This is a genomic window from Aestuariivirga sp., from assembly GCF_044238155.1.
In the GTDB taxonomy this organism is placed as follows: Bacteria; Pseudomonadota; Alphaproteobacteria; order Rhizobiales; family Aestuariivirgaceae; genus Aestuariivirga.
This window is the reverse complement of record NZ_JBIIDX010000189.1, coordinates 1-5656: the sequence shown is the minus strand read 5'-3', so window position 1 is coordinate 5656 and position 5656 is coordinate 1. Positions and strand designations below refer to the sequence as shown.

At 62.6% G+C, this 5656-nt stretch carries 5 protein-coding genes; 1 reads left to right on the top strand and 4 read right to left on the bottom strand.

The genetic code is table 11. The features are described from left to right. On the top strand, window positions 1–670 hold a 670-nt coding region (locus ACILRN_RS15440; RefSeq protein WP_395689790.1), incomplete at its 5' end, for a trans-sulfuration enzyme family protein. Window positions 671–672: 2 nt separating this feature from the next. Here ACILRN_RS15440 and hemN read toward each other — a convergent pair. The 4 genes from hemN to gabT all read right to left on the bottom strand — a co-directional run bounded on the left by hemN (window position 673) and on the right by gabT (window position 5509). Further along, window positions 673–2025: an oxygen-independent coproporphyrinogen III oxidase gene (gene hemN / locus ACILRN_RS15435; RefSeq protein WP_395689788.1), complete on the bottom strand. Its 1353-nt coding sequence runs from the start codon at window positions 2023–2025 to the stop codon at window positions 673–675. A 45-nt stretch (window positions 2026–2070) separates the two neighbouring features. Further along, on the bottom strand, window positions 2071–2694 hold the full coding sequence (locus ACILRN_RS15430; protein WP_395689786.1) for a pyridoxamine 5'-phosphate oxidase family protein: 624 nt from the start codon (window positions 2692–2694) through the stop codon (window positions 2071–2073). Further along, on the bottom strand, window positions 2691–4073 hold the full coding sequence (locus ACILRN_RS15425; RefSeq protein WP_395689784.1) for an aminotransferase: 1383 nt from the start codon (window positions 4071–4073) through the stop codon (window positions 2691–2693). Before ACILRN_RS15425 ends, ACILRN_RS15430 begins: the two co-directional genes overlap by 4 nt. A gap of 134 nt (window positions 4074–4207) precedes the next feature. Continuing rightward, complete coding sequence (gene gabT, locus ACILRN_RS15420; RefSeq protein ID WP_395689781.1) at window positions 4208–5509, bottom strand: 4-aminobutyrate--2-oxoglutarate transaminase; 1302 nt, start codon at window positions 5507–5509, stop codon at window positions 4208–4210. Window positions 5510–5656: the final 147 nt, after the last annotated feature.

The window sequence follows — 5656 nt, the reverse complement described above, 5'->3', positions numbered from 1 at the left end:
CATTGCCGCTGCGGCGGCGGCCGCGCACAAGGCGGGTGCCATACTGGCGGTCGATGCCACCGTCACGGCGGCGGTCACCACGCAACCATTGAAGCTTGGCGCCGATATCGTGTTTCACTCGGCCACCAAATATCTGAATGGCCATTCAGATGTTCTTGCCGGTGTGCTGGTGACGGCAACGGAAGACGCGCGCTGGGCCGAGCTCCGCATGCTGCGCACCAAATCGCAGGCGCCGCTGGCGCCCTTCGATTGTTACTTGCTGATGCGCGGCCTGCGCACACTGTTCCTGCGCTACCGTCAGGCCTCCGCTAATGCGCTGGCAATTGCCCGGCATTTCGAGGGCCACCCAAAGCTGGAGCGAGTGCTATATCCGGGCCTTGCCAGCCATCCTGGCCATGTGGTGGCCGCACGGCAGATGCGCGATGGTTTCGGGGGCATGATGTCGCTTCTGCTGCGTGGTAGCTTCACTGATGCACAAAGGTTCTGCACCAGCCTCAAGGTGATCGTGCCCGCAACCTCGCTTGGTGGCGTGGAAAGCCTTGCGGAACATCGCAAATCGGTGGAGGGCCCGGAGAGCCCGCTGCCTGACAATCTGGTCCGGCTGTCGATCGGCATCGAGCATGTTGACGATCTGGTGGCCGACCTCGAGCAGGCGCTGGCGCGGTTCTAGCTCTAGACCGCCCTGGCATGGCGGTTGGGTGCCGATACGAAGTGCGTGTCGAACGCCGCCGCCACATTGCGCAGGAACAGCCGCTGTTCCGCTGGCACCGTGACGTGCGCCCCATTCAAACTGGCGATGCCGGCGGCAATGGCGGGCGCCATCCGCTCGCCCAGATCGGAGAAAACCGCAGCGTCCAGACCATGCCGCGCCGCGATCTCTGCCACATTGACGTTCAGATCGCACATCAGACGCTCAATGGCCTCAGCGCGCATGCGGTCTTCCGGAGTAGTCACGATCCCCCTCACCACCGGGCTCTCGCCGCGCTCGATGTGCTGCGACCATTCCAGCGTGTCGCGCGCCGACTGCGCAAAGCCATGGCTGAATTCGCCAATGGCCGAAGCACCGAAAGCAATCAACGCGTCCGAGACATCCGTGGTGTAGCCCTGGAAGTTACGGCGCATGGTTCCGTTGCGCGCCGCCCTGGTGAGTTCGTCATGCTCGAGCGCGAAATGATCGAGCCCGATCGAGGCATAGCCCTGCGCGTTGAGCCCGGTTTCGATCATGGTGGCCTGCGCATAGCGGCCGTGGACGCCGGGAAGATCGGCGTCGTTGATCATCTTCTGGTGTTTCTTGAACCATGGCACATGGGCGTAGCCGAACACCGAAATACGGTCCGGCTTGAGCCCTGCCGCCTGCTGCGCGGTTCGCGCCACGCTCTCCACCGTCTGGCCGGGAAGCCCATACATCAGGTCGAAATTCACCGAAGCGAAGCCTGCCTCGCGCAGGTAGTCATTGGCGGCCGCGACAAGGCCGTATGTTTGCAACCGGTTGATCCTCATCTGCACCGGGGTTGCAAAATCCTGAACCCCGAAGCTGATGCGGTTAAAGCCCATGCGGGCCAGCACTCTTGCGCGCTCACGCGTCAGCGTGCGCGGGTCTGACTCCAGCGCCACTTCGCCGCCGGGCGCCAGGCCGAAGCCCGTGTCGATGGCCTCAACAAGTTCGGCGATGTGGAAGTCATCGAGATAGGTGGGGGTGCCGCCACCGAAATGCAGATGCGTGACGAGGCCCTTGCGCCCCCCGAAGATCGAGGCTGATCGCCTGATGTCACGCACCAGATATTCGACGTAGCGCGCGGCACGGTCATAGCCATTGGGAACGGAGGTGTGGCAGCCGCAATACCAGCAGAGCTGCCGGCAGAAGGGGATGTGAACGTAGACCGAGAGGCGGGTCTCCGGCGCAAGGCCGGAGAGCCACTCATCGGCGGTGCTGCCCGGAAAATCAGAGTCGAACTGCACCGCGGTGGGGTAGCTGGTATAGCGTGGAACGTCCTGGGTGGCGAAGGCGATGAGCTTGGAATCCATGGCGCTGGACCTTAGCCGTCAGGCATCAGCGGACCTTGACCTCGATCAATAGAGACCAGTCTTGTAATCGCCCTCGACGCTTTCATCGGCCGTGGCGGCTTCCGCCTCATTGACGCCCGCCCCGCAGGTCTGGGCCAGGATGATGCGGGCGATGGAGGGAAGCTGGGCGCGGTCCTGGCGATAGTCCGGCTGCCACAGCCGAGAGCGCTTCAGGGCCTTGGCGCAATGCATGAAGACTTCCTCGACCGCAATCAGAATTCCAACCGTCGGCACCTTGCCGTTGACAGCGCAGTGGCGCAACAGCCCAACATCATCGATGATCCGTGCCTTGCCATTCAGCCTGAGCGTATCCTCGAAGCCCGGAATGAAGAACAGGCAGCCGACATTTGGGTTGGCCGTGATGTTGGCCATGGTGTCGAGCCTGTTGTTGCCCGGCCGGTCCGGGATCAGGATGGTGTTGTCGTCGATGACATGCACGAAGCCTGGCGGATCACCGCGCGGGGAAAGATCGGCCTTGCCGGATGCATCCGCCGTGGAGATGACGAGGAAGGGCGACATGGCGATGAATTGCCGAGAATAGATGTCAAGCCCGGGCCGTGTCTTGGCAATGGCAAGGGGGTGAACCTCGCCAAATTTGGCCCGCAGCCCTGCCTCGTCGGCAACGCTCATGCTGCCCTCGCGTTTTCCTTGCGTACCCAGGCTTCCATGGCATCCAGTCCCCTTTCGAAGACATCGAACATTTCGTGGATCTGGTCGGTGGTGATGATCAGGGGCGGGCAGAGCGCAACCGAATCCTGAATGTTGCGCACGATGAGGCCGAGTTCCTGCATGGTGTTCACGGTGTTGGCGCCCACCATCTTCTTGGGATCGAAGGGACGCTTGGTCGCCTTGTCAGCCACCAGTTCCACAGCACCTATGAGGCCAACGCCACGTGCTTCGCCGACAAGCGGATGATCGGCGAGCTTCCTGAACCGCGACTGGAACACCGGGCTCATCTTGGCGGCATGTTCCATGATCTTCTCGCGCTGATAGATCTCGATGGTCTTGAGCGAGATGGCGCAGCCCACCGGGTGTGCGGTGTAGGTGTAGCCATGGCCGAAGGTGCCGAGCTTGCGGCTCTCGTCCAGCATCGCCTGGTAGAGGTCCTCCTCGATAGTGAGGGCGGAGAGAGGGAAATAGGCCGAGGTGATGGCCTTGGCCATGGTGATCGAGTGTGGCGTCATGCCCATTGTGGTGGAGCCGAACCAGTTGCCGGTACGTCCGAAGCCACAGATCACCTCATCAGAGATGAAGCGGATGTCGTACTTTGCGAGGATGGCATTGACCTTCTGCCAGTAACCCTCGGGCGGCACCAGCACGCCGCCCGCGCCCATCACCGGTTCGCCGATGAAGGCCGCGATTGTGTCCGGCCCTTCCTTCAGGATGAGCTGCTCGAGATCGTCCGCCATGCGCTGGGAGAACTGTTCCTCCGTCTCGCCGTCCTGGCCGAAGCGGTAGTAGTGCGGGCAGGAGGTGTGGAGCACATTGGCGATCGGCAGGTCGAAATCATTGTGTACCCAGGGCAGGCCGGTGAGCGAGGCGGACGCGATCGTGACCCCGTGATAGGCGCGCACCCGGCTGATGATCTTCTTCTTCTGCGGCCGTCCCCTGGCGTTGTTGTAGTACCAGGACAGCTTGATCTGCATGTCATTGGCTTCGGACCCCGACGAGCCGAACAGCACCTTGGAGGCTGGGCAGGGCGCGATCTCCTTCAGCTTTTCGGAAAGCTCGATGACCCCATCATGCGACTTGCCGCTGAAGGCGTGGGTGAAGGAGATCTTGCGCAGTGCCTCGGCGCCCGCCTCGGCGATTTCCCGGTTGCCGTATCCCAGCGCAGTGCACCACAGGCCCGCCATGCCTTCGATGTAGCGCTTGCCCTGGTCGTCGTAGAGATAGATGCCGCGGCCCTCGTTGAGGATGAGCGGCCCAACCTCGCGATGGCGTGCCAGGTTGGTGTAGGGGTGGATCACCGTCTCGATGTCGCGGACGGCCATGTTGGACAAGGGCATTTCCGGTTCCTCCTGAAGTCAGCGAGTATATCTCGAAAGCTTCAGGCTGAACAGGCAGGTTGTAGCTGGCGGCATTTCACCCTGGCCTGACCCCGGCGCTGCCTGGTTTCAGGCCGGGTCGGCGGAACGAGCGTTCAGTTGCCGAGCAGGGCGCTTTCCAGAATGTCGAGACCTTCCTTGATGACCATTTCGGAGGCGGTAAGTGGTGTCAGCATACGCACCGTATCCGAATAGACACCGCAGGTGAGGATCAGGAGCCCGCGTTCCAGGCATTTGGCCGCCAGCGCCTTGGCACCTGCGGCATCCGGATCATTGCCGCCGTGCTGGGTCACCAGCTCAAAAGCGCACATGGCCCCGAGACCGCGGATGTCGCCGATCGGCATGCCCTTGCCCTTGGCCTTGATCGACCGCAGGCGCTCCATGATCATCTTGCCTTGCTTCTCGGCCTTCTCGAGCAGGTCCTCCTGGGCGAAGGCGTCGAAAACGCCAAGCGCTGCGGCGCAGGCGATGGGGTTGCCGGCATAGGTTCCGCCGATGCCGCCGGGCTCCGGCGCGTCCATGATCTTGGCGCGGCCGACCACGGCAGCCAGCGGAAACCCGCCGGCCAGTGATTTCGCAGCCGTCATGAGGTCTGGCTCCACGCCATAATGCTCCATGGCAAAGAACTTGCCGGTGCGGCCGAAGCCGGACTGGATTTCGTCGGCGATGAGCAGGATGCCGTGATCATCGCAGAGCTTGCGCAGCCGCACCATCAGTTCCTTGGGTGCAATGTAGAAGCCACCCTCGCCCTGTACCGGCTCGATGATAATGGCGGCAACGCGCGAAGGCTCGACGTCGGCCTTGAACAGCCATTCGATCGCGTGCATCGATTCGTCCACCGTGTGGCCCTTGTGTGCCACGGGGAAGGGCACGTGCCAGATGCCCGGCGCCATCGGTCCGAACTTGGCCTTGTAGGGCACGACCTTGCCGGTGAGCGACATGCCGAGCAGGGTGCGTCCGTGGAAGCCACCGTGAAAGGCGATGACGTCCGAGCGGCCGGTATAGGCGCGGGCAAACTTGATGGCGTTCTCGACCGCCTCGGCTCCGGTGGTCACGAGCGCCGATTTCTTTTCGCCTGAAATCGGGGCTACCGCGTTGAGCCGCTCACACACCTCGATGAAGGGTGCATAGGGCATGACCATGGCGCAGGTGTGGGTGAAGGCTTCGAGTTGCTCATACACGCGCTTCATGACGGCCGGGTGGCGATGACCGGTATTGACCACCGCAATGCCGCCGCCGAAGTCGATGTAGCGATTGCCCTCGACATCCCAGATCTCGGCGTTTTCGGCCTTTGCCGCAATCACCGGGGCGCCGGCGCTGATTCCACGCGAGACGGCCTTGGCGCGACGTTCCACCCACTGCTTGTTCATGCCTGGGGCTGCGACCGGTGCGTTCATGATGATCTCCCTCGAACTGTGATCGGAGGCTTTTACGCCGGTTGACGGGGTGGCGGCAAACGGATTTCATGATGGGCTTTGCGGCAGGAGGCCCCACATGACCGAGCTGATCCATATGACTGCCCTCGACGTCGTGGCTGGTCTGAA